The organism is Novosphingobium rhizosphaerae, assembly GCF_050920675.1.
Lineage (GTDB): Bacteria > Pseudomonadota > Alphaproteobacteria > Sphingomonadales > Sphingomonadaceae > Novosphingobium > Novosphingobium rhizosphaerae.
In genome coordinates this window covers 95958-122503 of record NZ_CP137863.1, presented here as the reverse complement: position 1 = coordinate 122503, position 26546 = coordinate 95958, and the positions used below count along the sequence as shown (strand labels likewise).

The window sequence follows — 26546 nt, the reverse complement described above, 5'->3', positions numbered from 1 at the left end:
CTGGTCGATACCTGCCCCAAGGCCCTCACCTGAGTCACCTAAGCTTAGAAAATGCTTACACCTGCTGCGTGAACCGCGCTTTGGACGGATCGTACCGGTATTCTGTAACGCTCCCATCGCCAATCCTTGAGACCAGCTCATTGATCGCGCTGAGCGGAGCCAGAAACCATTCACGAGGCTGCACCGTCTTGCCAAAGCGATCGCCGGCCGACAGGTCCAGGCGCGCCGCTGCAAGCGCACGGTGGATCAGGTTCTCGAGCTTGGTTCGGTTGATATTGTAGAGGCGGTACTCGGCGACCACCTCAACGTCGGCAAGCAAGAAGGTCGGGTCATTGCGGGCGTTGGCAATCCTGCTTGCCACAGATTGCCCGGTCACCCCGATTTTGTGGATCAGCTCGCGATGCTCCTCGACATAGGGGTGCGATGACTTGCTGCGCAGGACATAGATTGTGCCACTGGCAAGATCGTCAGGTTCCGTGGTGTCACCGAACAGTGGACCAGCACTCTGCTCCGTAATCCGGCGCGCGGTTTCGTCGCGGTAGAGCGCCTTCTGGAACGAGCGTGAAAGAACGCTTGCTTCGGTGCCGTTGTCGTAGATCACCCGCACACGGCGATCCTTGCGCTCATACTGGGTCACGAACTCGTCGGTCGACGCAGCAACGTAGGCGAGTTGCCCACCGACGATAAAGAAATTGCCTGGTTGAATCTCAGCAAGGGTCACCTCGGTCTGGTCGAACACCTTGGCCTGACGATTGCCCGACTTGAGGTCTGCCTGGACACGATCAAACAGAACCCTGAAGCCTTCGAAATCCTCGCATCTTTCGCGATTGGCGATCTCCTCAGCCGCCCGCTTCTCGGCACGCGGGGCGACGTGGCGAAGCTGCGTTATGTCGTCTGGACTTCCGGACTGAATCCCAAGTTCTGCGAGCAGCGCTGCGTCATCAAGGTTCACCGGTGGCGCGCCGACGATCGTCGCGCTGTCGAGAATGCCGCCAGTATCCAACGCTGCTAGCACCTCGCGCGCCTCTGGCTGCGACCGCAAGCGATCGAGGCGCACAGCGTAAAGACGTTCGAAGATGTCACGATCCTCGCCGTGCTGCGGCAACCGGCCATGCTCGGTCACGAACCGCTGGATATCCTCGAACCCGGCGATGATCCGCTCCTGCAGCGGAGTCAGTGCCCGCGCTTGCTCAACTGCCGTCTCGACACCGAGCTCTGCTAGGAGTTCAAGGTCGCTTAGTTCAGCCATCGGAGGCTGCCTTCGCGGCATGGCGCTGAAGGTAGGCCACGCCTTCCGCCATCTTGCGTTCCCAGGCATCCTGGGAAGTCAACGAAGGCAGCCGGCCACGCTCGCGCTTGAACTCAAGCGCGCGTTCGGCGAGCGCGCGGGCGTCCTCGTAAGTCAGCTTGTCCTTCTTGGCGTTGATGACCGCCTGGACTTGCAGCAGCGTCTTCTCGTCCATCGCTTTGGCCAGCACGGCGTACGTGGCGCTGAACGGGTTGACCCGATCAATGAGATCAATGTCGAGGTCGGTCACGCTCAGCGCAAACTTGCGCACGCCATCGATGAACGCGGTATTGGCCTTGAGATCACTGTCGACGCTGGCACCACTGATCGCAGCCTTGGCCTGCTGGGTAAGCGTCATGGCCGCTACTGCATGCTGGCGAACCGCTTCCTGATCTTCTTCGCTGAGCTCGGGGTACTTCTCGCGGATGATCTTGCCCATCTTGAGCTGGGTGAGTTCCTCCGGCACCACTTCAGGATCGAACATGCCGCGCTCCAGCGTGGCCTTGTCCTGCACGAAGCTGGCGATCACCTCGTTGAGGTCCTCGCGGCAGATCCGCGTCGCCTCGATGCTTGTTGGCAGCTTCAGGCCTTTGATCTCGAAGTGCATCTGTCCCTGGGCGTTGACGCCGACGTTGAGCGCGCCTTCCTTGTAACCGTCCTCGCCATAATCGAACCCTGCCTTGGGTCCGGCATCCTTCGGCGTGAAATCGAACCGCGGTGCCAACACCTGCTCCATCAGCAGGCTGGCCGCGATCGCCTTGAGGTAGTCATTGATCGCATCGACCACGAGTGGGTTGTCCGCTGCTGGTTCGGCAATCAGGTTGGTGAAGCGCGCCCGGGTCTTGCCCGGAGCATCGCGGGTGGCGCGGCCGATGATCTGGATGATCTCGGTAAGGCTCGAGCGGTAGCCGACCGTGAGCGCGTGTTCGCACCAGATCCAGTCGAAGCCTTCCTTCGCCATACCGAGCGCAATGATCACGTCGACGAAATCGCGGTCATCGCGCGCCTTGGGGGACTTCAATGCCGAAACCACTCGGTCCCGCTTTGCAGCATCGTCGTCGACCAGGTCGGCCACCTTGATGACACGGCCAGCCGCCGAGCGGATGAGATGAAACCCGGTCTCTGGATCGACGCCTTGCCAATCACCGAGGTGGTTCATGATGTCCTCGGCCTCGCGGTGCTTGTCCTTGAGGCTCTCCTTCGAGTTGACCGAGGGGATGTGGACGATGGTCTTCACCGTAGGGTCGAGGAGCGCGGCAATCTTCTCGGTGTAGGGCCCAGTGTAAAAGCTGTAGCCGATGTCGAGCACCTTAAGGTGCTCGTACCCGTTGAGCTGCTCGTAGTAGGTGTAGGTCACTGTCTCGAACCGGGTCTCGTCCTCCGGCGCCAGCACGGGGATCGCGTCACCCCGGAAATAGCTGCCGGTCATCGCCATGATATGCGCCTTGTCGCGGCTGATCACCTGCGCGAGCTGCGCGCCGAGCCGGTTGCCGGCGTCGGCTGAGACGTGGTGGAACTCATCGATGGCGACCAGACGATTGTCGAAGGCTTCGGCACCAAGCTCATCGAAGGCAAAGCGGAAGGTCGCGTGGGTGCAGACAAGAACTTTGGCATCGCTGGATAGGAATTCGCCGACCGCCTTCACCTTGGACTTGGCGACCTTGGGGTCGTCGGCGCCGGGCGTGTTGCACAGGTTCCATTGCGGCGCGACGACCCAGTCGGCAAAGAAGCCATACCTGCTCAACGGCTCACTGCCGAAGCTTGCGCCGATCGAGCGTTCCGGCACGCAGATGATCGCCTGACGGACGCCCTGATTGGTCAGCTTGTCGAGCGCTACGAACATGAGCGCCCGGCTCTTGCCCGAAGCCGGCGGCGACTTGATCAGCAGGTACTGCTCGCCGCGCTTTTCGTAGGCCCGGGCCTGCATCGGCCGCATGCCCAGTTCGTCCACCTTCGCCGACACGCCGGTGCGTGCGGTGGTAAAGGATACAGCGGGGATGATCTTGTCGGTCGCAGTCATTTGAACAGCTCGCTGTGGGTGCCGGCACGGACAAAGTAGATGGTACTACTCTTCCCCGCGGTATCGTCGATCTCGTAGATCAACAGGAAATCACCGCCGATGTGGCACTCACGGCTCCCCTGCCAATCGCCTTTCAGCGCGTGATCGCGCCACTCGGGTCCGAGCGGTGCGTCATTGGCGATCAGCAGAAGCATCGCTTCCTTGAGCTGCTTCATGTCGTACCGTCCGGAGCGCGACAGGCGTTCCCAATCCTTGTGAAAGGCCTTGGTGTAGTCGGCAGCCCGGGGTGTGACGGCGCGCTTACTCGGCTTTGCCATCGAGCGCCGCGAACATCTCATCTGCATTGGCGAAGCGGGCTTGTCGCTCCGCCTTCATCTGCTCCACCTCAGCGAGCGCGGCACGGGTCTCGGCGTTCGGCACCTTGAGTTCGAGCGGGAATGCCTGGTCGACCGCGATGCGGTGAAACAGCAGGCGCACTGCATCAGAAGCGGTCAGCCCCATGGCCGCCAGAGCCTCGGTGGCTTTCGCCTTCAATTCATTGTCCAGCCGGACATGAAGCATGGAACTTGGCGCGTTCATGTGGAATTCCTGTATCTCATTTGAGAGATACGCCGTTTGCTCCAGAAGTCAATGACGTGCGGTTCAGGCTGCTGCCTTCGCACCGGTCATCCTGGTGTAGAGTTCGAACAGCTTTTCCAGCCGTTCGGTGTCGTTCTTGAACCGCCGGCCAATGTAGATGCGCTCGAGCACCTCATCGTTGCGTTCATGCGCGTGGCGCAGGTTTTCGGGCATCCTATTGGGGTCATAGAGATCGGCGATGGTCGCCGGGAAATGCGCCTCGCGAGCCAGCAGAATGTCCTCGGCGCAGCGGGTCAGGTCCGCCTTGTTTTGTTCGGTCAGCTTAGGGACGGGGAACGTGTTCCAGCCAAGGACATTTGAGTAGCGGAAATCTGTTTTCATTTTACCACAAACTGTTCCGATCCAGACTAAGTGCAGCCGGGAGGCGATGAGCGCCATGTTCCACAACGGCGCATCATAAAGCGCGAATGCAAGATTGCTGACAATTGCACCTTTCGGCAAAATACCGATTGGCAAGTATGAACCGCCCCGGGATTGCCGGAGGCCATTCGGCTTAAATTATGCGGCCATTGGGGTGTCGTCCAGCATGGCGTAATAGCGTTCCTCCGCTTCCGCCGGCGGGATATTGCCGATGGGCGCGAGCAGACGGCGGTTGTTAAACCAGTCCACCCATTCGAGGGTGGCGTATTCAACAGCTTCGAAGGATCGCCACGGACCTCGCCGGTGGATCACCTCGGCCTTGTAGAGACCGTTGATGGTCTCGGCCAAGGCGTTGTCATAGCTGTCGCCAACGCTCCCGACCGATGGCTCGATCCCAGCCTCGGCAAGGCGCTCGGTATACTTGATCGAGACATACTGGCTGCCGCGGTCGCTGTGGTGGATCAGGCCACCCCGATGAACTGGCCGCCGATCATGGATCGCCTGCTCAAGCGCATCGAGCACGAAGCTGGCATGCGCTGTCCTGCTCACCCGCCAGCCCACGATATAGCGGGCGTAGACGTCGATCACGAACGCCACGTAGACGAACCCCGACCACGTCGCGACATAGGTGAAGTCCGACACCCACAGCATGTTCGGCGCCGGTGCATGGAACTGACGGTTGACCTGATCGAGCGGACATGGGGCCGCCTTGTTGCTGATCGTCGTCTTCACTGGTTTGCCCCGGATCACGCCCTGTAGGCCCAGATCACGCATCAGCCGTTCCACTGTGCAGCGGGCAATCTCGAAGCCCTCGCGTTGCATCTGCCGCCACACCTTGCGCACGCCGTAGACCTTGAAGTTGGCATCGAACACACGCCGCACCTCGGGCTTCATCGCCTCATCACGCTGGACACGCGGCGACAGCCGCGAGGGATCGCGGCGCTGTGCGACACGCTCATGGTAGGTGGATGGGGCGATCGGCAGAACCCGGCAGATCGGCTCGACCCCATACTCACCGCGATGCTCATCAATGAAGCTGGTCATCGCTTGAACGGGCGGTCGAGCTCCGCCTGGGCAAAATATGCAGAAGCCTTGCGCAGGATCTCGTTGGCCTGCCGCAGCTCACGGTTCTCGCGTTCCAGCGCCTTGAGACGGTCCGCCAGCTCGGTGGGAACACCAGCACGCTTGCCGCTGTTGACCTCCGCTTTCTTCACCCACTCGAGCAGCGTGTGACCTGAGCAGCCAATCTTGGCAGCTATGGATGTGATCGCCGCCCAGCGAGACGGATGATCGCTCTCATGGTCTAGAACCATGCGGACCGCCCGTTCACGAACCTCCGGTGCAAACTTGTTCGTCGTCTTGCTCATCGTAGACCCTTCCTCTCAGGAGTTAGGGCCTCCGGCAATCCCGGGGCGGTTCAAGTATTCCCGGCTCTCAGAGCTCACCTGCGGCATTATTAGAGAATGCTGCTTTGCGATTGATTGAATTTGCCGAAACTTGTGAGGGTAAGCGGCCGCTGGACGAGTTTCAGCAGCTTTGCTCTCTGCGCGGAATTTTCGGACCTGATCAAAACGATTTCTAAGCGGTCCAATGGAATAGGCGCGATCCGAATGGGTCTCCTCAACCCAAATGCAAAATCGCTCTAACCCACGAATGAACTCGGCAGCTCCAAAATAGGGTCTGATAAACTCCATTGCCTGCGGGGCAGCGTCGCGCAATGCTCGCATTTCATCTGAGGAGAGTATCAGATTCCCGCCATCTGCAGGTTTGTTTCCCCACTCCATGAGGCCCCGGTCATCTCGGGGCTTCGAAACTGAGTTCACGATGATGTTGGGGGCAGGAACAAGGTAGGCATTGATGTGTTCGACTTCTTTGACTGCCGTGTCATCCACTGCGGTTGCCGAAAACAGTTTCCGCACTTTGCTGGCATGGTTGGAAATGCCGATAATCGCGACAGTTACCCCCGCGTTGTGACTGGCAAGATTGGCCCATTTGAAGCTGGAGTGTGCGAACGAAATTTCATGCCCGGTTTGGAAGATTAGCGGCCAAAGGATGGGAACCTGCTGACCTTGGCAAACGCTGTTCGTCGCAACGAATGCCGCCGCCGCGTTGGTAGCCGTGCCATAATCGGCGGCTCGCATGAACCAACCTGCAACATAATCTAGCGATTTCCAGCTTTTGGAACGGTGATCGAAGATTGCCGCAAGGTCGGATTTTTGCTCGTCGGACTGCCATGTAAAACCTAAATAAGGCGGGTTGCCGCAAATGTAAGTTTCCCCACCCGCGTTCTCAAAATCGATCTCCGCCTGATTAAGTGGAGTGCCAAATAGATCATCGGCTTGTACCCGAACACCCGTCCCCGTCGGTGGGCAGATACGTAGCCAATCAAGCCGCAGGGCATTGCCGCAGGTGATCCAGTTCTGACTGTCGAGCGGCAAAAACTCGGCAAGCGCCATCTGTGGCCCGCGATACGTCACGTCGCACTGGTACTCGGCGATGATCAGTGCCAGACGCGCAATCTCCGCCGGGAAATCGCGCAGTTCGATGCCGCGAAAATTGGTCAGGGGAATGTCGCTGCGCCGGTCCGGCTCGCCCCGCCGCACGTTGATCTCGGCCTCGATCTCGCGCATCTGCTTGTAGGCGATCACGAGGAAATTGCCTGAGCCGCAGGCCGGGTCGAACACACGGATCTTCGCCATCCGGTTGCGCAGGTTCAGCAGCTTGCGCGGATTGTCGCCGGCCTCCCCCAGTTTCTCACGAAGATCGTCGAGGAACAGCGGGTTCAGCACTTTCAGAATGTTCGGCACGCTCGTGTAATGCATGCCGAGTGCGCCGCGCTCTTCGTCATCAGCCACCGCCTGGATCATGCTGCCGAAGATATCCGGGTTGATCTTCTTCCAGTTCAGATTGCCGATGTGCACCAAATACGAGCGCGCTATCCGGCTGAAGCGCGGTGTCTCCGTGCTGCCGGAAAAGAGCTGCCCGTTCACATACGGAAAGCCACTGGCATAGCGCGGGATATTGGCCGCCGCGCGGTCGGCAATCTTGGTGTCCATGGCCCGGAACACCTCGCTGATCACGTGGTGCGTATCAGAGGCATCACGCGCGCTGATCGTCTCGACCGTCTTCGTGAACAAGCCTTCGCCGTGGAAGATGTCGGTATCCTCGGCGAAGAAGCAGAAGATCAACCGGGCCATGAAGTGGTTCATGTCCGGCCGGCGCTCGGCCGTGGCCCAATCCGGATTGTCCTTCAGCAGCTCGACATAGAGCTTGTTGAGCCGGCTCGTGGCCCGGATATCGAACGTGCTCTCGCGGATCTGCTTGACGGTCGTGATGCCGGCAAGCGGAAGGAACACACCGAAGTGATCCGGGAAGTCCGCGTAGGCGCACGATACGATCTCGCCGGTGGCGAGATCCTCGGCCAGAAACTGCTCGCCATCGGTCGCCAGAACAAACTTGGCCTTGGCTGCCGCGGTTTTCGGGCTGTCGCGAAGCGCTTTCAGGGTATCGTCAACCGATCCGGGATCGCAGGTTGCGATATGGATGTTGCTCCGCTGGAGAACACCACCCGGCAAATCGGAAGCATTGGACGCACCCTGGCGCAGCTTCTTGATCGTGGTTGTCTTGTTCCCGAAGGCTTCAAGGAAAGCGTAGGGAAACCCCGCTCGGTCAAAGGGCTGAGCCGCCAGTTCGGATATGGCTTGTTCGATCTCGACAGCGTTCATGCGCCGACACTAGGCCGGGTGCTGGCAATACCGCAAGATTGCGCTGAGGTGAGCTGGGCTGCGATTGCGGAACCTTGGCCGGAGTTCTTTCCGATCAACGGCCGATATCGTGGGCGAACGGGAGCCAGATCACGGTCAGGACTGGCTAATTGGGCAATCGGCAAAGGTCTTGCACTACAGTCCGCCGAAGTAACGACACGCGAAGCCGCCGATAATCTGCGAAATGGCTCGACAGTTTGCGGATACTCGGCCTAGATTTGGATCAGTTCTCAGCGGGAGCTTTGATGGGGCACTACGAGGATTTCAAGCGCTTGCTTGCCGCCATTGAAGCATATCGCGCGGATGCCAGCATTCCCGTCGATGCTGCACAGATCGATGCGGCTTGCGCGCGAATTCTGACCCATGATCCCTTTGATGAAACTGCCATAGAATGGAAGCGGATTGCTGAACTGGTGAAGGAGCTCAACGGCGGCGAATGGCCGGCAAGCGGTTGATGATCCACCCTTCGCTGCTATCCTTTCGGCTATGCCTCAAGGAATCGACCAGCTCTATCGGACCGCGATCGAGAAGCTCGCCAAGAGCGCTGATGCCAATATCGAGCATCTGCGCCGCGCGGTGATCCGGGGCGACGGTGTACCCCTTGAGCCCGACCCACGCCTTCTCGCCGAGGGTTCAGGGAAAGGCGCGGATTGGGGCGAATATGCGTTCGGCGAGCTTCGCGCATTTGGCTTCATTGTGGCCGATGTGGCGAGGTTTGTGTGGTATCGGCCGACAAAGAACGAGATGTGGGAGCGGCAAGCAGTTCTGGCCGGGATTGAGGCAACGGCTATCGTCAGACTGGTCTCGATGGACCGTTCCCCTGCCGTCCCTGAGATCCTCAAGCGGCTAGAAGCCTTCGAGCGGACTGCGGCGTCCGGCAAAGCGCTTGCCTCACTCCTCGCGCACCAGAAGCTGATGGTCAGCGTCGTCGCAGCAACAGGCGAGGTCCCCACGCTTGAGGAATATGCAAAGCGCGCTAGCGTTGCACAGGTCTATGCCCGGGCGGCGACCCTTGAACTGACCGATATCGAGGGCATGACCACGTCAGCCCGAACCATGGTCCAGTTGCTTTGTGAGGGCGCTTCGCGCGATTGCGCTGCCGCTGCGACTGCCATGCGGATCCACCCGCGGCAGCCCGCCTTTGCGAGCTGACAGGTGAGCACTCCTACAATGGATGCGCGGCTGCGCCGGCATCGCTCAAGGGACCAAGCAGCGGCCGTCCCGCCTTCGTGCTCCCCGTATACGTCGGCAGCCCGCTGACCTGAGGCTCGATGGCCTGCAGCGCGTGATATTGGGCACCCTTTGGAAATTCTTTGCGCTCCATCTGCTCGATCAACTTGTGGAGCGCCGGCGCGGTTGCGTCGAAGAAGAAGCGGCTCGCTTTCCGTACGCCATCAAGATCACCCGCACGCGCCGCGACCAGATAGCTGTCCGCAGCTTCAACCAGGAAACCCGTGCGCTCGGCATAGATGTCCGAGAGCCAGAGCAACCTGAAAAAGGCCTGCGGGATGAACTGCTCGACCAGCTCGGACAAGGTGCTCTGCGGTCCTCCCAGAATGATCGTGGCGAAAGACATGGCCCCCAGAAAGAACGCCTCATCCTCCACGGCATGGCTGCGGACGTCCTTCTCAAGGCTCTCGGCGACCGCCTGCAACCGCGCACCGCCTGCCAATGCCAGACGAAGAGCACCGATCTCGACAATTGCTCCCAGCGCAAGGCGCCATTCTTCGATCTGCTCTCTCGTGAAGGTCGAGACGACGTAGGCACGGCCACGCTTGGTGAGATAGCCACCCACGCCCAACGACACGAGCAAATGGCGCGCCATCGTCAACGACACGCCGGTATGCGCGACAATGTCGTCGGCGGTCATCGAAGTGCCGGGCGGCAAGTCGCCCAGCATGATCCGCTCACGCAGCTCGATATAGGTCGCGTCTATCTTCGACAGCATGACTTCCCCACGGCCCGCCAGCGATGGCGCTTGCCGCTCTCTATGGGTTTCAACTTAGCATAACGCCTGCAGATTGCAGCAATGCACAGCGCCAGCACTTGCCATTTTTCGCTCCCGATCCTTTTCTCCATTCGTTGCCATTGGGTTCGCCCAGTGGTATGTAAAGTTTGGAGAAATACGATGGATGAGCAAGATCAGTGGCGATTTGCTGACTTTTCAAAGCGGGCTTATCCTGACGATCCCACCGGTACTGGCGATCCCGATTTTACGAGATCAAACACCCCTGCGTTCGAGCCGCATTCATTAGATCCTGGGGGTGCGGGTGGTCGCTTTGGAGCCTGGATCATCATCCTGGTATCGATCGTTTTTGTCGTCATTGGGGCACTTAGCTGGTAGCCCTTCGGTGCAATTCGACCCTGAGTTTCTCCGTGACACAGCCTTCTAGCGTTGATCGCGATCATAGAAGCGCTCGTCAAAGCGTTCATCAGCTCCACCCTGACCTGAACGCCCCTTGTCAAAGTCTCTGCGTCGATCGCCAAAGCGATCGCCATTAGCCTCGTAACGCTCCCTCAAGCTCGTCTCCCCTTCGGCTATGCGAGCACCAATCGAACCATCTGCTGACCCATCAGTGAGATTGCGCGGGCCTGGCGCGGAGCGCTGCGGCGTTCTGGCTCGGAGGTCTGCTTCACTGAAACTTCCCGGTCCAGCAACGTTGCCCGTCAGCGTGCCTCTGTCCGGGATCAGATCGTTGAATGGTGCGACCCTCTGATCGTAATAGTCAGAGATGATCTCGCGCGCGACAAGCTCATAGGCGGCCTGCTCTTGCGGACTGTAGTCGGTGCGAGCAAGGCTGGGAGCAGTGATCCCGAGTTCGGCTGCTTTTTCCTGATAACGGCTTGCCACGATCTGGCTCATGTCGAAGGCGAGATTGGCGCCATACCCCTCCCGTGTTGAGGTGCTGTCGGTGAGTGACGTCACCAGCTCATCAATTTGGGCGATCCGCTGATCGATGCGCCGGATCTCTTCGAGTGCGCGCTCACGTGAGTAGGCGTTCTCGGAATAGCCCTCGCTCCGGCTGAAGTTTCCACTTTGCGCATAGCTGCCACTGTCTTGCGTGGCATTTGAACCATTCGAGCGGTTGTCCGATGTCGAGGAATCAAAACCTTGTGCTTCGCTCCGCTCGTTACTCCGATTGACCAGGTCAGAACGCTGGCGGCTACCGCTGATGCCCGCCTGGACCCCTCCATTTGCACCCACACTACCCTTGCCTCCAGGTCCGCCATCGCCACCTCGAGTGCCGGCAACGCTGCCGGACAGCCCAACGCTGCCGCTGCGGCTTGTCTCGAGACGATCAATGTTGGTTTGCTGATCTCCCCTCGACCGCGTGACACGGTCGCTTTCGCTGACGGTGTCTCTGGCATCCAGCGACTGATTGTCGAACCGCTGCAGGTTCTCGCCCGAGCGATACCCGACGAGCTCTCGCTTCCGCTGGAATTGCGCACCCCGCTTGTTTGCCGCGTCGACGCGCGGTCAAGGAAGGCAACCGCACGCGACCGTTCTTCTGAAAGCGTATTCCGCGCCGTCTCGAGTTCAGAGAGGGTCTGCTGCCGTTCGGCATTGGCGAACTGGCTCAGCGATGCGCCGAACGCCAGGCGACTCATGCCCGGCGACGTGTCGAAGACGCTTGCGCCATCCGTCATGGTCTTCGTCGTCGTCCCGTTCGCATTGACCGTGGAGACGACCGGTGCCCCGCCGGTGAAGGATGGCGCGGCATTCCATTGTTCGGACTGCCGGTTGAAGCTCGACAGGTTCATGAAGCTCTCATTCCCGTAGGAATAGTTGCCGGTCGTCCGCTCGACCGCAGCAGCTTCGGCTGCCGCCTGCGCCGGTGCCAACATCGAGGTCGCCTGCGACGACACCGCCATCGCCCCTTTCGCCATCCCGGCCGCAAGGAAGGGGATCGACATCATCAGGAAGCCCGCGATCGTCGCGGTATCGGCGTTGACCGCATCGACCCCCGCCATGCCGGCCATCGTTATGCCGCCGGGCGCGGTCGCGTTCAGGGAGTCGGATGCGCGGTCCATGATGAACATGTGCAGGACGACATAGAGGGGGCCCCACGCCGCAAGATAGAAGAACCCCGTGAAGTAGCCTTTGAGCGCCATCGTCCCGGTCCGCGGCATGAGAAACAACGGAAAGATGACCGGAAACATGGCGTAGAAGACCACCGTCAGGACGATGTTGAGCAGCGGCACCCATGTCATCGCCTGCTGCGCGATCGAGGTATAGGTGTTGCGTGCCTGCTCCTCCGCCCGAAGCATTGCAAACGTATCGCCATCGGCCGCTCCAAGGTTGGCACGCGCCTCAAGAAAGGCGTTCACCAACGAACGCTGCTGAAAGATCTGCTGGGCAGTCTGCGAGCTGCCGTGGAACTGGTTTGCTATGACGGGCAGGTCAGAGACCAGCTTCGCCCTTGCCAGCGCCGGGGTAAGGCCCGGGAACAGCTTACGCCCCTCCTGTTGCAGACCCAGCTCGGTGTAAGCTGCGATGCCCGTCTGCAGCTCGGTGTAGGCATTCTGGCATGTGACGATGGTGGGCGGCCCGCCCGCAGGCAGAAACTTCATGGCGCGCGCAGGAGACCCCGGCCCCATGTCCGCAAGAATGTTGTTCGAGTTGGCGATGGTGTCGAACGAGGTGTGCCCCAACAGAATGTCGTAGAACAGGCACTGCTTGAAAATACTCACCGAGGTTCGCGCTGATGCGCGGATCCCGGATGTGGAAGTCGCGGGTGCGGTCCCAAAGCCGGGCCCCGTAGATCGTCCCGTTGGTCGACATCTGCAAGGCATTAGGCATCACGAAGACCGTCTCGGCCGTGCGTGTCAGCCAGTCACCGGCCTGGCTGCTGACCGAGGCAATCATGGCCAGACCAATGGGCACGTTGGCAACGGTCGCCGGCGCAAGCGAAGGGTTGAGCCGATCGGTGATCCGGACCGAAGTCACAGGAACGACCAGCACGCCATAGATCAGCGTCGCGCCTAGGAACCAGTTGAACCAGGCACGCCAGTCGAGACTGAAGGCCACGATCAAGAGAGTGTAGATGAGCCCGATCACCATCACGACGCGCAGCAGGGCGCGAAAGCCCCCTCCCCGGTCCAGGCGCTGACTGCGTTGAAGACATTGACGAGATACTCGCCCCCGCCGATCGTGAAGATCTCCATCATCTCTCGCCCCTCCTGCCCCGCGCCGGACCTATTGCAGGCCCTGATTGGAGAGGGACGTGCTGAACCGCAGCGCAGCCGACATCTGGGGTGAAAGGTTGTTGCGGAGCGTACCCTCAAGGAAGACCGCGCGCTGGACGACGTGCTGGGTCCGCTCAAGGCGGAGGTTCATGCCTTGCGAATAGGTATCGAGCACCTGACGGACCGAGACGATCTGCGCCCGCCACTGTGACAACGCTTCCTCATTGGCGTTCTGGAAAGAGCCGACACCGCGCGAGGCGTAGCCGTAGTATTGCTGCGCCAACGCATCGAGCAGGTCCATCGCGACGATCTCGGCAAGATCATTCATGTCGTTGGCGGTCATGCCGCCGAGCGTTGCGGCCGCGTTGACGGAGATGATCTTGTAGAGAGGGATGGTGGTGGCCCCGAGCAAACCGATCTCATCAGGCGTGAGAGCAGCGTTACTGCGCACTTTGCCGTTCATGCTCTCGATCATCGCCCGCACCCGCGGCTTGAGGGCCTGCGAGGCAGATACAGACATGCTCTGCGTGGTGGGGTTGAGGCACTTGTCGCTCGTGTCGCACTTCAGCATCGTGACCGAGCCCCCGCCATCGAGCAGCGCCGTCAGCAGTGCCCGGTCTCCCTGCCCGACGAACTGGTAGCCGCGTTTGCCGCTGGCATCGCCGTCCTGGTAGAAGATGACCGTGCCCACGAAGGTCATCAGGTATTCGCGGAAGTTCACCGAGAAACTGGGGTAGCTCTGCTTCAGCATCTCCCAGGTGAAATTGTAGCTCGCCGCAGGAATGCTGGGGTCCTTGTTGGCCCTGAGCGTCGCCTCGCGCTGGCCGCCGGTGCCGCATTCATGCCGGCCCTTTGCCCAGTCCGAAAAAAGCCCCTGACTGTTTCCGATGGACTTGCAGATCTCCGAGGACATGCGATCGGACTTGCCCCACAGGCCGCCGACGAGGTTTTGCGCGGTCTCGCAGCTGTTCATGTTGAACTGGTTCATCTGCTGCGCCTTCTGGGCCATTTCCTCGATCGTGGCGGAGATCTGCGGACTGATCGACTTGATCGCGAGCTGGAACGCGAACCCCAGCGCATTGTTGGCTGTCGCCTTGAGCATCGCCACAATCTCGTCCGAGTTGATGAACGAGAAGGAGCCCGAGAAGACATCGATGCCGCCACAGCCGGCCTTGACCGAGGGCAACTGGAGATTGACCGGGTTGACGCTTCTTTGCGGGAAGCGGGTCCAAATGTTGCCGCCGAATAGTAGCCAGCAGACTGACCCTGGTAGGCGACCGGCCCGGTGGCGTTCGCAGCTGCCCCCATGTCATTGAAGAAGCTGTTGAGCTCCGAACCTACATTCGCGTGAACGGGGCCAGCGGCCATGCTGGCAACGGCCAGCGCCGATAAGGCAATGCCCGCACGCCTTAGGATCGGCGCGAGCAGTCGGGTCCCTAAGGCTTTTGTGGGCTTGTGTGCCATCAGTAGTCGCTCCCCGGCTCGATCTTGGTCAGATAGAAGATGCGCTGCATGACCTCGTCGGCCGCCATCACGCCGTAACCGATAGGAATGGGCTGCTTTGTCTGGGTGTCGAACAGAACGAGAGCAGGGACGGTCCCGCCCTGCAGGCCCATGCGCTGGTACTGGCCGCTGTCGACCACGAAGTTGGGAAACGCTTCATTAGGCCCGCCGTCCATTGAGACTGCCAGAACCTCGAGGCCGTAGCTGTCGGACAGGGCCCGCATAACCGGCGAGAATGTCCGGCAGGCAGAGCACGACGAGGAGTAGAAATAGAAAACGCCGTAACGCTCGGTGAGCGCGGCCATCGAGCCCTCGCGCTGCTGGCGCCGATCGGTCAGCCAGGTCTGTTTGGCGAGGGTCGAGACCGGGCGCTCGAGCGTGTAATCGAGCTCGGGGTTCTGCCAGATTGCCCGGCTCCAGACGTCGGCAAAGGTTGAAGCACGATCGAGCTGCTCGCGCTGGAAGCGGATGTAGTTGACGATGTTCTCCGAGGTCGGCTCGAGGATCGCACGCGCCTTGAGCTCATCGAGCTGCCGGGTAATGGTCGCCATCCGGTCGACAGCAGCCGGGCTTTGCGCAGGCTGCTGCTGTGTCCGCTCCCGTTCCTTGCGCTTCGCCTCTTCCGAGTTGCAGTAGAACCAGGTGCCAAGCTTGCGCTCATCGCAATAGAAGGCGTCGCGTTCCGCTGTCGGTGCGCTTTGCGCCAACAGAGGAGCGCCAACCGCCAGGCCAAGCGCAGTCAGGACCTGGGTTGTCAGGACAAGGGCAGCGGGTTTTGTCATGGGCATTGTCCTTTCCCAAGTTCGAGCATCTGGAGAAGGAAAGCGGTCTTGAAGAGACCGCGGCCGCAGTCGATCATGCGGATCATTCCGCCCGACAACGTTGTGGTTGCCGCAATCCCGGCTGCAGTCAGGCAGAAGGTGAACTCACCCCGGCCAGACCGGCGCAACCAGTTCTTGTCGAGCAGCCTGGCGATCGAACCTGCGACCTCGCTGCGGGTTGCTGGACGCAGGAACCAGTCCTCAATCCGCTCGAGCAGTTCCGCCTCGGTGCGCGCAAGATCGCGACCTATCGCGACAGCAATCGCCAGATCGAGGACTTGGGCGGGCGGGAATGAATGTTCTCTCCCAAATGGCAGGACCGTGGCACCCGTCATGATCAGGTTCCTCCGTGAGCGGTGTAGTAGCTCTCTATTTTTTGCTGGATCTGGATCGACAGGTCGATCTCGCTGGGCAACTTCGCCGCATCAGTGAACTCGGCATAAACCTCCCGGAAGTCCATCCGGCTGAGATCAAGCTGCTGGAACTGCGCGACCAGGAAACCCTCGCAGTCAGGCTCCTTTGGCGTTCCCCACTGCATCCCGAGCTGGGCCTTGCCCTGCTCATTGAGAATCCTGACGAGCTTGCTCCCGTAGCAGCAGTAGGACTGCTTGCGGGTCACGCAGACGCCGAGCACGCGGGCTGAACAATATGTGCCGACATAGTGGCACAGACCTGCATCATCACGCTTGTCGACCTCGCGGTCCTCGCGGCCGCACACGAATGGTGTAAGAAGCGGTACCCCTTTGCCGCTGCAGCAGTTCGAGAGGCCAAAAATCTTCCGGGTGCAGCGCAGATGCTCACCGCTGAAGATCTTCAGTCGGTCGGGATCGAACCCGTCGCGAAGCTCGCCCAAGACATTCATGGCGACCATGGCGTCCTTGAACTCGGTCGACGCCTCGCGCGTCACCTGCGTGCATTCACCGTCGATGCAATAGAGATCCCCGGCGCAGACATAGGCAGATGGCGCCGGGGTTCCTGCTCCAGGAATAGCGCATTGGTACCAACGATCATGGACGTTGCAGGTGACGCCATCGGGATCGAAGCTCAGGCACTCGTCATGGCTGAACGTACAATCAGCGCGCGCCTCGAGCGCACCGCAGTCATTGGCAGGGGCCACACCCTGACATTGATAGGTCCGCTGCCACTCCCAGCAGCTTCGCGTCACCGAAAGACCGTTGATCACGCGCGTCTCGCCAGGCGCTGTGCAAACCTCGCTTGCAAGCGTGCATGTGGCATCACTTGTCGCACTCTGGCAGGCGCCATCATCGATGGTTTCGCTGACAATTCGAGCGCTGCTGCGTTCAATCCCGCCGGGTACGCCGCTCAAAGGGGCGGGGCATTGCCAGAACTGCCTGAAGATTGGCTCCCCCGGTTCCGCGCACCACTTGCGGCCATTGTCTTCTGCCACCCATTGCAGGCACCTCTGACCGATACGAACGCTTCGGTCGAACGTGCAGGCACTGGAACCAGGGGCTTGGACAAGCGCTGCACACATCTGATCACGACCGGCGAACTCGTCCGTCTCGCAGCCGTACTCCCAGTAGCGCCGTCCCTCGGTCTGAACCCGTAGCGATGCATTGCAGGTACGGGGCTGGTCGAAGGGCTGTGAACCGGTGTTGCAGCTTTCAAGATATGAGGTCGTGCCGGTCCCGCCCCCAGGCAGGGGCGTGCAGGTTTTAGTCTCCCCGCCGACCCCCGATCCAGCGCCGAGATATTTGTCCGGGTTGCCTTCGATCGCCGAGGCAGAAGACAGATCAATGGTTGCAGGATCAAAGACCTTCCGATGCGGGGCAACGACCGTCCGGTACTGCTCCTGATAGCGCTGGGCTTCACCGGCTGCCGTCAGGCCAATCGGATCATCCGAATAGCGCTGCGCTGGAATGTCCGTGCCGCCAAAGCCCGGGACATTGGCTTCGTTGCCAGCTTTCAGAATGCTTGTCGAAGTCCTGTCGCGCACACTGCGTGCCATCGCCTCGGCATCGCCGCGCGCTTCGCCCGATGTCATCTGAGCATGGGCCAAATGGCCGGAAACGGCCAAAGCGAGACAGACAAGCCAGAGGCGAGACGCGCTCACTGCGCCGATCTCATGTTCGCGAGCGCGACGCGCGACACCGCCGCGCCTGGGCCATTGGCCGCAGCAAAAGTCTCGAGCACATAAGCTACGCTCACATTCCCGGCTATCCGGTCATGCGGCGGCGGCGCGGCAACACAGTCAAGCTGATCACAAGGCTCGAAGTCGGTCGAGAGCGCCACGAAAGTCGGCACCCGTTCGACTGCCAGCGAGCGGAACAGCCTCGGGTCAATTGCCACATTGCTGGCCCGGCCTGATCGACGACCTTGCGGATACCGCTGACAAAACCCTGAGGATTGCCAGTGGAAAAGCCTCGGAAAACCACAACACCGCCGGCCTTGGTCGTGTCCTCGATGAGCCGCGCCAGCGCATCTTCGGGCATCGAAAGGCTGACAAAGGCAACAAACAGCGGCGCGCCCTTTGGCTGCGCATTCCCGGCCTTTGCGCCTGTCACGATCGCGTCGAAATCGATCGGCCCCTTGACCCCGGCGACACCCGAGACATCAAGATCCTGAACGGCCGCATTGGCTCCATCTATGACGCTTTGCGCCTCGCGCGTATGCACCTCGCTCCTGGCGGTGGCGAAGTCGAACAACCCTTGCGCATCATTTTGGAAAGCTTGCCCCCGGGCCTCAATCGCCTGAATGTCGAGCCCATCGACGCTCTGGGCGAAGACCGCCATGGCACAGCCTGCCAAACCAAGGCCTGCAAGAACGAAGATGAGCTTGGCGCGCACGGTCTCTTCCCCGCTAGAGTAGAGTAAGACGTGGGCGCGGCGCGGTGTCTCCACCGCCCGTTTCCCACGCCTTCTCTCCGAACCGGACTTGCACCTTTCGTTGTGCATCCGGCTCTCCAGAAGCCTTGGCGAACTCGGGTTTCTTCATCCATTTGAGATCGAACCTCCGAACAGGCACGTAGCTCATCAAGAACTGCTCTGTGCCGCCTTCGGCCCAGACCGAGTTGCCCGGATGAGCGGTGCTCGGTCTGCGCCACGATGCGATTTTCCGTCCGGGGACACGCTTGTGTTTGGCCCGCAGCCACAGCCAGAGGCGTTGGCGCACATGCCAGTCGAGACTGGCAAGAATGCGCTTGGCCCCCACGCAGTAGCGGTAATAGGCGGACCATCCCCGGAGGTATGGATTGAGTTCCTGAAGCATGGCCGTGAGTGAACGCCGAAGCGTCTGCCGCCGGGCCAGTTGATTTACCCGTATGCGGAAGCCGTTGATCGGCTCGCGCGGGATTTCGATGCGGGCATGAAGCCCGTACCGCTTGTCCCACTTGAGCCGCACGCGGCATCCCAAGAACCGACAGCCCTTGGTCAGCGCAGTGATGCGCGTCTTTTCGGGCGAGAGCGTCAGACCCATCGCCTCGTGCAGGTAAGTCGCCAGCGCCTGCTTTTCGGCAAGAGCGTCAGCTTCCGTCCCCGACACGAAGATAAGGAAGTCGTCGGCATAGCGGACAGGGTAGAAGACCGTTCGACCGGCCTTGCGATCCTTGTCGCGCTTGATCGCCGCGAGCCTGATCCCATCGGATTTCAGCTCCGGGCTTTCGGGGCGGCGCACCCAGTCCCGATACCGTTCCTCGATCACGCTGAGCGCGATGTTGGCCAGTAGCGGTGAGAGCACGCCGCCTTGAGGCGTGCCGGTGTCGGTGGGGCTGTACGTGACATGCTCCAAGACTCCGGCCTTGAGGAACTGCACGATCAACCGGTTCACCTTGGGGTCCGCGACGCCGTGGCGAACGCGTTCCATCAGGGGATGATGACCGATGTTGTCAAAGCAGGCCTCAATGTCGCCTTCGATTACCCATTGGTACGGCGCATTGTGTCGGTAGCCATCTGCCGCAGGCTTACCCCGCGACTGGATGGTCACACGGATATGTTCGAGACAGGCCTGACTGCCGCGTCCGGGCCGGAACCCGTATGAGACAGGCCAGAACCGGGCCTCGAAGATCGGCTCCAGAACTTGTTTGACCGCGCACTGCACCACGCGATCCCTGACCGTAGGGATACCAAGGGGTCGGAACTTCCCCGGTTTGCCCGGCTTTGGAATCCACTTCCTTCGTGCAGGAGACGGACGATAATCGCCCGCCCGGAGCTCCTCGCGGAGTTCATGAAGGAATCTGTCGACACCAATCCCGGCGGCAATTTTCTCTACGGTCGCCCCGTCGATCCCCGGAGTGCGCTTGCCGCGATTACCGGCAATCGTCCTCCAGGCCATGTACAAGTTGCGGGGATCGGTCACCCAATTCCACAAGTCGCAGTATGGTTCTTCGGGGTTTTCCCGACTCCACTGGTAGAGCTTTCTCTGAACGCCGAGGAGCCAAGCCTGTGGGGCTTGATTACCAGAGTCCACTGGTAGTTCCTCCGTCATGACAGCCCACCGACTTCCTGCCCGCCTTCGCCATGTGGACGGCTTTCCCGTCCTCGGACTACTACGCAGGCTCCGCCCCACCAGCGCCCATCCCCGGTCTCCGCGGCTAGCCTACTCCGAAGCAGGCGGACGATGATGGTTCCCGTGTTCCGGCGATCAACCTTGGACCCGTAGGTGCGACGCTTAACCCCTTGCGGCTCGGGCGTGCGGGCAAGAAAGGACGACCCGCACACGAATGCTTTGCAAGCATTCACCAGAAGGCAGCACAACAAACCAACCGGTTCACACCGCGATCTCCCCACCCGTCAGGTGATCGGGAGTTCAACTGTAAATAAAGAGGCTTTAGACACGTCATTCGCTTGTATCTCACCTTAGGCCCTGTGGTAGCCCGACCTGCGGCTGACGGGCCGCATCCGGTACATTTCAGGTCTCCTGCTCTGAGGCCGACCGCCGGAACGTGGCAAACCTTGGAGACCCCCTTCCGCCCCGACTCCTTCCGCCGGGTGGGGTGGCATCGCAGCCACCGGTCGATCGTCAGCAAGACGATCGAAAGGAACATGATGCTGAATTACATACATATTTCCTTTCTGCGCCGTCACGGCGCTCGCACGCAGCAGTTGCGCTTGCGCCAAAGGAGGAAGCCGACGTCCTCTCCTTTGACCGGATAGACCTGGCCTGCCTTGGGCAGCAGCGTAGTCGCGCCGATGGGCGAACAGGCCTCGCGCCCGCTCACCATTGCCGTGGGATTCACCTGCTGCAGGCGATACTGGCTCTTCTTGAGGATCGGCATGATGTACTTCGAGCACAGCGCCTTTGGCCCGCTTGTGCCCCAGGCGAGGCCCTGCCGATGCATCTTGTAGACCATCCGCTCGGCAGCAAGCCGGGCAGATTGCTTGATGCCGATATTGGCACCGATGTTGCCGTTCATGGGGTACATCGGACCCTGACAGCCAGAGCACCAGAACAGCTCGTCCATCGGCAGCTTTGCACTTGCTGAAATGCAATCGGCCGAGCAGGCGGCCTGCGCCAACGGCGAGGTGAAAAGGGCGGCTTCGGGGTTCAGCAGCGTGGTGAGTTCATCATCCTGCCAAAGCGGGTCGATCTCGCTCATATAGGCGACATCGAACGAACTCGCCTCAAGGCAGAGGAAATCGGTGACCACCTCAAGCCAGTAAAGCAGCGGATAGATGTAGTAGTGAACGTGGTATTTGGCGCTGTTCTGCGCCTGACCGCCGACCTGCGAGGAATCGGAGGCGTAGCCATTGCCAATCGAAAAGCCGGGATCAAGTTTGATTCCTCCCAGATTTGGGAAGCACCAGGGCTTGGTCGACACATCCACAAGCCGCACCGGCTCCCAGAAACCAACCGCCAGACCGATGCGAGGGACAGGCGTGCCGCAAGCACAGATAGGAAGAGCGGGGTTTTTCGTGTCGGCGCGGGAAGATGGCCAAATCTTGAGCGAACCAAGCGAAAGCGGGAACATGCAACCCCAGCAGACATCGGTGACGGGATTGACGAAACTGCCCGAACATCGGCCCGAGCCCGCGGCGAGCCCCTGAGCAGCTGCAGGCGGTGTCAGCGCAAGAGCGCAGAGCGCCGCAAGAGGGGCAAGGAGGCTACGCAGCATCATCGTCCGCCCTGCCCCGCATGAGCCAGGCATCGTCTGCCGCATTCTTCGCCTTCAACCAGAGCCAGCCCTGAACGATGACAAAGGTGAAGGTGGCGCCCAGCCAGGGAAACGCCAGGGGTCGTGCCAGCGTGCGAAGTTCGCCAAAAAAGAGCACTGTTGCGGCGAGCACCGCGCAGCCCATGATCACCCGAACGCGAGCGCCGCGCAGCGTCGGGGTTTCGGGGGCCGCGAGCGGCACAGGCAAAAGATCACGCCACCCGGTCATGTCGGCTGACCCTTGCGGCGGATCACATGCTCGGTGACGAGCAGCAAATCGCCCTTGCGCTCGACAACGGCGGGCGTGTGGAGGATCCCGAAATGCGTCGTCAGACGCCCGTCTTGGTCGAAGTAGAAGCGCCGGCGATGCGTTTGCATCTGGGTGAACGGCGAGCCGTCGACGAAGATGATCTTGGCCGCTTCTTCGCCTCCCCGCTGCATGGCCCATGCGAGCTCTGCAGAATCGTTGCCGTTGATGAAGACGAGCTTCTTCGAAAGGCCCGACAGGGCCAGCGGATTGACGCGCTGACCTGCAACCGCAATGAGATTGCCCCTGTGGTCACGAATGTCGTTCTCCACCACGATGGCTGGATCGAATTCCCAACTGCGAACTTCGGTTGCAGCTGCAATGCCGGCAACCGGCACAGGCTGCATCACCCGCTGCTTGACCTTGTCCGCGAACTGCCGGTTGAGCGCGTCGAGCTTGCCACTCGCTTGCGCGGCATCGAGGCGGGTCTTGATCACGGCCAGGAGGTCAGGCTCGATGACGGGCCAGGTCTGACCCATCTGACCGTGATCGACGCCCGCGCGAATGGGCGACAGGGGCGTGCCTGCACCGATCGCGAACGGCGCCAGCAGCGCAAGAAGAACCCCACGCTTCACAGGATTGCCCTTCCGGTGCCGACCAGTCGGTCGCGGCAGACAAAGCCGATATGCGCGTAGCGGCTGTCGAACCCGTCCATGTGCGGGGTCGCGGCAAAAATGCACCCCTTTGGCACTATACCCAGCGGGCCTTTCTGGAGCGGGTCGCCGCGCTTGGTTGCCGGCTTCAACGATGCGACCCGCTGACCATTGACGAGGACGTCTGCACCGTGCCGCGTCACGACATCTCCCGGCAGACCGACCGCGATCTTCGCAAAGGGAGGAGGGTTGGTGCCGAAGTACTTGGCCGTCATCCAGTCATGGCCTGGATGAAAGATCACGTAGTCACCACGCTTCGGAAAGCTGCCGCTTTCGACGAGGAAGGCCCAGTTCGGAAGTGAGTCCGAAGCATTGATCATCAGGGCGTGCGTTCCGCTCCACCGGGCAAGTGCGCTGAACCCCATCGCGAGGGCGCTCAGCGCGGCGATGGCTGCGAGCTTCTGCGCCAGCGACAGGCGCTTGGACTCAGTGCGCTCCACCGCCCTGCCCTCCGCCATTCGCGGCCATGAAGGCCTGCATCTCGGATTCGACCCGGGCGGCATTCGCTGCGGAGCCCTTTGGTCTCACTCCCGATCCCATGCCTTGCATCGCTTGGGCAGGCGTCGGCCGCGGGACCTTGGCATAGACGGCAGCCTTCACGCTTTGCGTCACGTCCGGCACGTTGCCGCCAACGATGGCCTCGTGAACCAGCACGACCTTGCCGCTTTTGGAGAGGCTGGCGACCGTTTCATCAAGTGCAGCCATGAAGACGGCCGTCTCACGTGCAGCCGTGGTTTCGTCCGCACTCGAACGGGACTGCGCCTGAAGATATTCGCCGATGATCCCCTGAAGCTGCAGCTGGACGAACTCCTGCCTCGAGTCCGGCGACGATGCGATATTCCGTGTCACCCAGGCGCCCCAGATGAACATGGTGATGCCGGCTGCAAGCAAGACCAGTTCCCGCGGCGACATGCCAGCAAACCGGCGTTGCAGTAGCGAACCGGCCGGCTTTCGTGCCGGGGCCGCTGCCGGAGGCAGCTCATCAAACAGGTCTCTCATTGGTCTTCTCCCGTGAGGTCCGTGATGGGGATGAAGGCAGCGCGAAGGCTCGCGCGGCGAAAGAAGGCGGTCAGCGCAAGAACGATGACGAAGATCGCCAGCACGATGGCTTCGAACTCACCCCGGCGGGCGGCGCCCGCAGCGGAAAACCGGGATGCAAGATTGCCGAGTTGCAACATCAAGCCTGCGAAGGTGAAGCCGCCGAGGGCCAAGAACACGAGCAGCCCTGCACCGATCGCCGCAAGCAGGGTTGTTGCGCCCCACCCTGCAAGGCGTAAGGCCACAAACAGCGCATCCTGGCCGCGCTGGACAAAATCGGCCCTTTGTTGGGGACGAGACAACGCCATCATTCCGCCGCCTCCGCCTGCTGGTACCCTTCGGGAAATGCGACGGCCTCGATCGCGTCGTGCATCGGCAGCCCGCGCTCGATGTAAGCCTCGATCCGCGCGAAGACGTCAGGGCTCGATGAGTAGAGTGCTGCGGAATAGCGGTCGAGGACGAGCCGTCCGATGCTTTCGGTATCGGGTCCGCGGATGAAGATGTCCGAATAATCGGTGCCATTGCGCTTTAATGAGCGCAGGAGCGCCTCTGTGAGATTGTCCATCTCGAAGCGATCCGAATTGCGGAAGTCCGAGATGGTCTCGCCCTTCTGCTGGAGGATCAGGAACCAGTCAGAGTTTTCGAGCGCCGCTCGCGACCCTTCTGACTTGTAGTAATCGTGGATCGACTGCGTGGCCGTAATCAGCGCGCCGCCATATTTGCGGCACGTGCGCGAATAGGTCTCGACGAAGTCGGCCATCGCCCCACCCTTGAGCATCTGCCAGGCCTCATCGATGATCAAAGGCTTCGGCGTCGCGCGGTCCATCCGGCGCATGACCTGCGAGGCAATGAACATGATCGACGTGAGCACAACGCCGCGCAGCTCCTCGCGGGTCGCAAGGTCAGAGAGCTCGAAAACCGTCAGATCAGCGGACAGGTCGAGATTGGCATCGCCCAGAAAGAAGCGGCCGAAAGTGCCCTTTGCCGCGAATGGCAGGAGAGAGGTCGCCAGATCATAGGCACAAGGGTGCTGGGCCTGCCCGAGCGCGGCAATCACATGGTCGACAGTCCCGTCACGGCCATGCTCTTCCCAAACGAGATTGACCGCCTGGTCGATAAGCCCCCGCTCGGTGTCGTTGAGCCGGGTCTCGTTGCGCGCCATCTGCGCGATGATTGATTTGAGCATCGCGAGGCAATCGACCAGATAGTCGTCGTCTTCGCGCGCCAGATGCTCATCGATCATCCGGAACGGGTTGATCGAGATCCCGGAGGACAGTTTGAACTCGGTGAACGTGCCGCCTAGAGCCTTCGCCATATGCTCGAAGCTACGGCCATCATCGATCACGATGGTCTTGGCCCCAACCCCTGCAAAGCTCGCGGTCAGATCCTGAAGGAGGACCGACTTGCCAGAACCGGACTTGCCCGCGATCGCAACATTGTGGTTGCCAGCGGTGTTCTGGAACGGCGACCAGAACTGTGGCTGACCGCGCCTTCCGATGAACAGCAGATGGGGAATGTTGCCCCCGACATACTCTCCCTGGATCGGCGCGATGGCTGCGACATTGGCCGAGCGCATCGTCCGCAGGCGCTTCATGCGCTTCAGATCATGGTCGAGCCCGTCGGCAAGCAGCAGCGGGAAGTGCGCCATGAAAGCGGGCAACTGAATATGGGTCTCGTCGATCAGATCCCATCCTGTGGCCTTGTAGAGCGCTTTGAGTGTGCGCTCGCAGGGCTCGCCCCGGCCCTTGGGCGCAATGATCGAGACGGCGTAGTAGCAGGATACCAGCTTCTCGCCCTGCTTGACCCTGTCGGCCACGAACTGCCATTCGGCGGCCTCGGTCCGCAGCTTAGGAACGAGCTTGACGCCCTTGCCATCAGCCAGCGACGTCGTTCGTGCGAACTTGTATCCCGCCCTTGCTTCGGAGGATTCCGGGCCCGGGATGATCCCGCAGACCGTCTGGAGCACTGGACAGGGAAGACTGAGCTTGGGATTGAAAATGTCGCCAATGATCTTCTGGGTATCCCAGGGTGCCCAGCGATCGGGGAAGCCTCGCACTGTCATGGTACGGACGTCGAACCTCTCGGGCACAAAGTCCTTCAGCTCCGGGACACCCGATGCGACGGCGCCCGTCGGCCTCAGCGATTGGGCATGGAGGACAAGGCGGTCCTTCTCGACGTGCGTGACCAGATCGCGCCGGACACATTGCTCGTTGATCGGATCGAACCGGTTGTAGTCGGGGACCTCGTCGCCCGCACCGTTCGACGGCGCAAGGATCTCGTCGAACAGGCGGATGAGATCGATCGGCGCGAACTGCCGGACCGGGACATTGATCGATTCCAGCGCCGAAATGATCCCGTCTTGCATCGTAACGAGGTCATCATTGGTGAGATTGGACCCCTGCCCAATGCCCACCGACATCACGACACGGAAATTGCGCACGAAAAACGGTCCGTCGCTCGCAAGCGTTGACCAGGCACCACCGAGCAGTTTGTCGAGGCGGTGGCGCGCAAGTGTCCGGAAGACGCCCGAAGCCGTGAAGCGGGGCAGCGCCCAGGCCTGCAGCATCTCAGCTACCCTGGGACTTGAGAAATTGGTCACGCTGAACCGCGTTCCGGGCTGAAGAATATCGGAGAAGATCGTGCCGATGATCTCACTGACCCGGTCATTCGCGCCCACAAGCGGTGCGAGCCCGAGAATGAAGCCTTTCGAACGGACCTGGTGAAATATGCGCTTCTCCTCGTCGAAAGAGCGATAACCCAGAAAGTGCGACAGCATCGGAACATCGGGCGCGCGGGCGCTGCGCTCCGGCTTGCGGCTGTCTCCCACGACGAGATCGACGATCGAGCCGAACATCGC

Annotated in this window: 23 protein-coding genes, 4 pseudogenes and 1 other annotated feature; of the genes and pseudogenes, 3 read left to right on the top strand and 24 right to left on the bottom strand. The window is 61.0% G+C overall.

From position 1 onward, the window contains the following. Positions 1-55: 55 nt before the first annotated feature. From R9J51_RS23310 to R9J51_RS23280, 7 genes and pseudogenes are all read right to left on the bottom strand, one after another. A complete protein-coding gene (locus tag R9J51_RS23310) occupies positions 56-1249 on the bottom strand; it encodes a GIY-YIG nuclease family protein (RefSeq protein WP_179506825.1) in 1194 nt (397 codons plus the stop codon). Beyond that, positions 1242-3308, bottom strand: coding sequence for a DEAD/DEAH box helicase (locus tag R9J51_RS23305; protein WP_179506824.1), 2067 nt, complete (start codon positions 3306-3308; stop codon positions 1242-1244). Before R9J51_RS23305 ends, R9J51_RS23310 begins: the two co-directional genes overlap by 8 nt. Beyond that, positions 3305-3625, bottom strand: coding sequence for a type II toxin-antitoxin system YafQ family toxin (locus R9J51_RS23300; protein ID WP_179506823.1), 321 nt, complete (start codon positions 3623-3625; stop codon positions 3305-3307). The genes R9J51_RS23305 and R9J51_RS23300 overlap by 4 nt, the downstream gene beginning before the upstream one ends. Continuing rightward, a complete protein-coding gene (locus R9J51_RS23295; RefSeq protein ID WP_179506854.1) occupies positions 3609-3869 on the bottom strand; it encodes a type II toxin-antitoxin system RelB/DinJ family antitoxin in 261 nt (86 codons plus the stop codon). The genes R9J51_RS23300 and R9J51_RS23295 overlap by 17 nt, the downstream gene beginning before the upstream one ends. 81 nt (positions 3870-3950) lie before the next feature. Next, positions 3951-4412 (bottom strand): annotated as a pseudogene (locus R9J51_RS23290) (type IIL restriction-modification enzyme MmeI); the annotation flags it as partial. Between the two features lie 33 nt (positions 4413-4445). Further along, positions 4446-5674, bottom strand: a protein-coding gene (locus R9J51_RS23285) for an IS3 family transposase (RefSeq protein WP_179506822.1) whose coding sequence is annotated in 2 segments (ribosomal slippage) — positions 4446-5386 and positions 5386-5674 — 1230 coding nt in all. Because the reading frame shifts where the segments join, the coding sequence is not laid out codon by codon here. Beyond that, positions 5277-5393 (bottom strand) — a sequence feature (AL1L pseudoknot). Its footprint overlaps the gene before it by 117 nt. A gap of 51 nt (positions 5675-5725) precedes the next feature. Continuing rightward, positions 5726-8032: pseudogene (locus tag R9J51_RS23280) on the bottom strand (class I SAM-dependent DNA methyltransferase); the annotation flags it as partial. A 284-nt stretch (positions 8033-8316) separates the two neighbouring features. Here R9J51_RS23280 and R9J51_RS23275 point away from each other — a divergent pair. After that, positions 8317-8526, top strand: a complete 210-nt coding sequence (locus R9J51_RS23275; RefSeq protein ID WP_179506821.1) for a hypothetical protein — start codon at positions 8317-8319, stop codon at positions 8524-8526. A gap of 31 nt (positions 8527-8557) precedes the next feature. Then, positions 8558-9223 (top strand): hypothetical protein, encoded by a 666-nt coding sequence (locus tag R9J51_RS23270; protein WP_179506820.1) that lies wholly within the window; start codon positions 8558-8560, stop codon positions 9221-9223. A gap of 13 nt (positions 9224-9236) precedes the next feature. Here the strand turns inward: R9J51_RS23270 and R9J51_RS23265 are convergent, their stop codons facing one another. Continuing rightward, on the bottom strand, positions 9237-10019 hold the full coding sequence (locus tag R9J51_RS23265; RefSeq protein WP_179506819.1) for a GntR family transcriptional regulator: 783 nt from the start codon (positions 10017-10019) through the stop codon (positions 9237-9239). 180 nt (positions 10020-10199) lie between these two features. On the opposite strand from R9J51_RS23265, the gene R9J51_RS23260 reads away from it, so the two are divergent. Further along, positions 10200-10415, top strand: a complete 216-nt coding sequence (locus R9J51_RS23260; RefSeq protein WP_179506818.1) for a hypothetical protein — start codon at positions 10200-10202, stop codon at positions 10413-10415. Positions 10416-10460: 45 nt separating this feature from the next. On the opposite strand, the gene R9J51_RS23255 is transcribed toward R9J51_RS23260, so the two are convergent. From R9J51_RS23255 to traC, 16 genes and pseudogenes are all read right to left on the bottom strand, one after another. Beyond that, entirely contained in the window at positions 10461-10997 is a 537-nt protein-coding gene (locus R9J51_RS23255; protein ID WP_432788089.1) for a hypothetical protein, read from the bottom strand. Continuing rightward, on the bottom strand, positions 10994-12763 hold the full coding sequence (locus R9J51_RS23250; RefSeq protein ID WP_432788088.1) for a conjugal transfer protein TraG N-terminal domain-containing protein: 1770 nt from the start codon (positions 12761-12763) through the stop codon (positions 10994-10996). Before R9J51_RS23250 ends, R9J51_RS23255 begins: the two co-directional genes overlap by 4 nt. Positions 12764-12815: 52 nt before the next feature. Further along, a pseudogene (locus tag R9J51_RS23245) lies at positions 12816-13133 on the bottom strand (conjugal transfer protein TraG N-terminal domain-containing protein); the annotation flags it as partial. Between the two features lie 135 nt (positions 13134-13268). Next, on the bottom strand, positions 13269-14444 hold the full coding sequence (locus R9J51_RS23240) for a conjugal transfer protein TraH (protein WP_432788087.1): 1176 nt from the start codon (positions 14442-14444) through the stop codon (positions 13269-13271). A 277-nt stretch (positions 14445-14721) separates the two neighbouring features. After that, positions 14722-15549, bottom strand: a complete 828-nt coding sequence (gene traF / locus R9J51_RS23235; protein ID WP_179506815.1) for a conjugal transfer protein TraF — start codon at positions 15547-15549, stop codon at positions 14722-14724. Then, on the bottom strand, positions 15540-15917 hold the full coding sequence (locus R9J51_RS23230) for a hypothetical protein (RefSeq protein WP_179506814.1): 378 nt from the start codon (positions 15915-15917) through the stop codon (positions 15540-15542). Before R9J51_RS23230 ends, traF begins: the two co-directional genes overlap by 10 nt. Before the next feature lie 2 nt (positions 15918-15919). After that, positions 15920-17587 (bottom strand): conjugal transfer protein TraN, encoded by a 1668-nt coding sequence (locus R9J51_RS23225; RefSeq protein ID WP_179506813.1) that lies wholly within the window; start codon positions 17585-17587, stop codon positions 15920-15922. Positions 17588-17652: 65 nt separating this feature from the next. Beyond that, positions 17653-18035 (bottom strand): annotated as a pseudogene (trbC, locus tag R9J51_RS23220) (type-F conjugative transfer system pilin assembly protein TrbC). A gap of 367 nt (positions 18036-18402) precedes the next feature. Then, positions 18403-19896, bottom strand: a complete 1494-nt coding sequence (gene ltrA / locus R9J51_RS23215; RefSeq protein WP_432787888.1) for a group II intron reverse transcriptase/maturase — start codon at positions 19894-19896, stop codon at positions 18403-18405. 724 nt (positions 19897-20620) lie between these two features. Next, the gene (gene traU / locus R9J51_RS23210; RefSeq protein ID WP_179506853.1) at positions 20621-21652 is read right to left on the bottom strand and encodes a conjugal transfer pilus assembly protein TraU; all 1032 of its coding nucleotides are present in this window, start codon (positions 21650-21652) and stop codon (positions 20621-20623) included. Then, entirely contained in the window at positions 21642-21920 is a 279-nt protein-coding gene (locus R9J51_RS23205) for a hypothetical protein (protein WP_179506811.1), read from the bottom strand. The genes traU and R9J51_RS23205 overlap by 11 nt, the downstream gene beginning before the upstream one ends. Continuing rightward, the gene (traW, locus tag R9J51_RS23200; protein ID WP_432788086.1) at positions 21917-22573 is read right to left on the bottom strand and encodes a type-F conjugative transfer system protein TraW; all 657 of its coding nucleotides are present in this window, start codon (positions 22571-22573) and stop codon (positions 21917-21919) included. Before traW ends, R9J51_RS23205 begins: the two co-directional genes overlap by 4 nt. Beyond that, positions 22570-23091 carry a S26 family signal peptidase gene (locus R9J51_RS23195; RefSeq protein ID WP_432788085.1) on the bottom strand — a complete coding sequence of 174 codons (522 nt, stop codon included), beginning with the start codon at positions 23089-23091 and terminating at the stop codon, positions 22570-22572. The genes traW and R9J51_RS23195 overlap by 4 nt, the downstream gene beginning before the upstream one ends. Continuing rightward, the gene (locus R9J51_RS23190; protein WP_179506809.1) at positions 23078-23650 is read right to left on the bottom strand and encodes a TrbI F-type domain-containing protein; all 573 of its coding nucleotides are present in this window, start codon (positions 23648-23650) and stop codon (positions 23078-23080) included. Before R9J51_RS23190 ends, R9J51_RS23195 begins: the two co-directional genes overlap by 14 nt. Beyond that, complete coding sequence (locus R9J51_RS23185) at positions 23647-24000, bottom strand: hypothetical protein (protein ID WP_179506808.1); 354 nt, start codon at positions 23998-24000, stop codon at positions 23647-23649. Before R9J51_RS23185 ends, R9J51_RS23190 begins: the two co-directional genes overlap by 4 nt. Then, positions 23997-26543, bottom strand: coding sequence for a type IV secretion system protein TraC (gene traC / locus R9J51_RS23180; protein WP_179506807.1), 2547 nt, complete (start codon positions 26541-26543; stop codon positions 23997-23999). The genes R9J51_RS23185 and traC overlap by 4 nt, the downstream gene beginning before the upstream one ends. Positions 26544-26546: the final 3 nt, after the last annotated feature.

What these genes read in the sequence shown, in the direction of transcription:
- R9J51_RS23310 (WP_179506825.1), bottom strand. Translation starts at nt 1,249, where the DNA reads ATGGCTGAACTAAGCGACCTTGAACTCCTAGCAGAGCTCGGTGTCGAG.
- R9J51_RS23305 (WP_179506824.1), bottom strand. Translation starts at nt 3,308, where the DNA reads ATGACTGCGACCGACAAGATCATCCCCGCTGTATCCTTTACCACCGCA.
- R9J51_RS23300 (WP_179506823.1), bottom strand. Translation starts at nt 3,625, where the DNA reads ATGGCAAAGCCGAGTAAGCGCGCCGTCACACCCCGGGCTGCCGACTAC.
- R9J51_RS23295 (WP_179506854.1), bottom strand. Translation starts at nt 3,869, where the DNA reads ATGCTTCATGTCCGGCTGGACAATGAATTGAAGGCGAAAGCCACCGAG.
- R9J51_RS23275 (WP_179506821.1), top strand. Translation starts at nt 8,317, where the DNA reads ATGGGGCACTACGAGGATTTCAAGCGCTTGCTTGCCGCCATTGAAGCA.
- R9J51_RS23270 (WP_179506820.1), top strand. Translation starts at nt 8,558, where the DNA reads ATGCCTCAAGGAATCGACCAGCTCTATCGGACCGCGATCGAGAAGCTC.
- R9J51_RS23265 (WP_179506819.1), bottom strand. Translation starts at nt 10,019, where the DNA reads ATGCTGTCGAAGATAGACGCGACCTATATCGAGCTGCGTGAGCGGATC.
- R9J51_RS23260 (WP_179506818.1), top strand. Translation starts at nt 10,200, where the DNA reads ATGGATGAGCAAGATCAGTGGCGATTTGCTGACTTTTCAAAGCGGGCT.
- traF (WP_179506815.1), bottom strand. Translation starts at nt 15,549, where the DNA reads ATGCCCATGACAAAACCCGCTGCCCTTGTCCTGACAACCCAGGTCCTG.
- R9J51_RS23230 (WP_179506814.1), bottom strand. Translation starts at nt 15,917, where the DNA reads ATGACGGGTGCCACGGTCCTGCCATTTGGGAGAGAACATTCATTCCCG.
- R9J51_RS23225 (WP_179506813.1), bottom strand. Translation starts at nt 17,587, where the DNA reads ATGACATCGGGCGAAGCGCGCGGCGATGCCGAGGCGATGGCACGCAGT.
- traU (WP_179506853.1), bottom strand. Translation starts at nt 21,652, where the DNA reads ATGCTGCGTAGCCTCCTTGCCCCTCTTGCGGCGCTCTGCGCTCTTGCG.
- R9J51_RS23205 (WP_179506811.1), bottom strand. Translation starts at nt 21,920, where the DNA reads ATGACCGGGTGGCGTGATCTTTTGCCTGTGCCGCTCGCGGCCCCCGAA.
- R9J51_RS23190 (WP_179506809.1), bottom strand. Translation starts at nt 23,650, where the DNA reads ATGAGAGACCTGTTTGATGAGCTGCCTCCGGCAGCGGCCCCGGCACGA.
- R9J51_RS23185 (WP_179506808.1), bottom strand. Translation starts at nt 24,000, where the DNA reads ATGATGGCGTTGTCTCGTCCCCAACAAAGGGCCGATTTTGTCCAGCGC.
- traC (WP_179506807.1), bottom strand. Translation starts at nt 26,543, where the DNA reads ATGTTCGGCTCGATCGTCGATCTCGTCGTGGGAGACAGCCGCAAGCCG.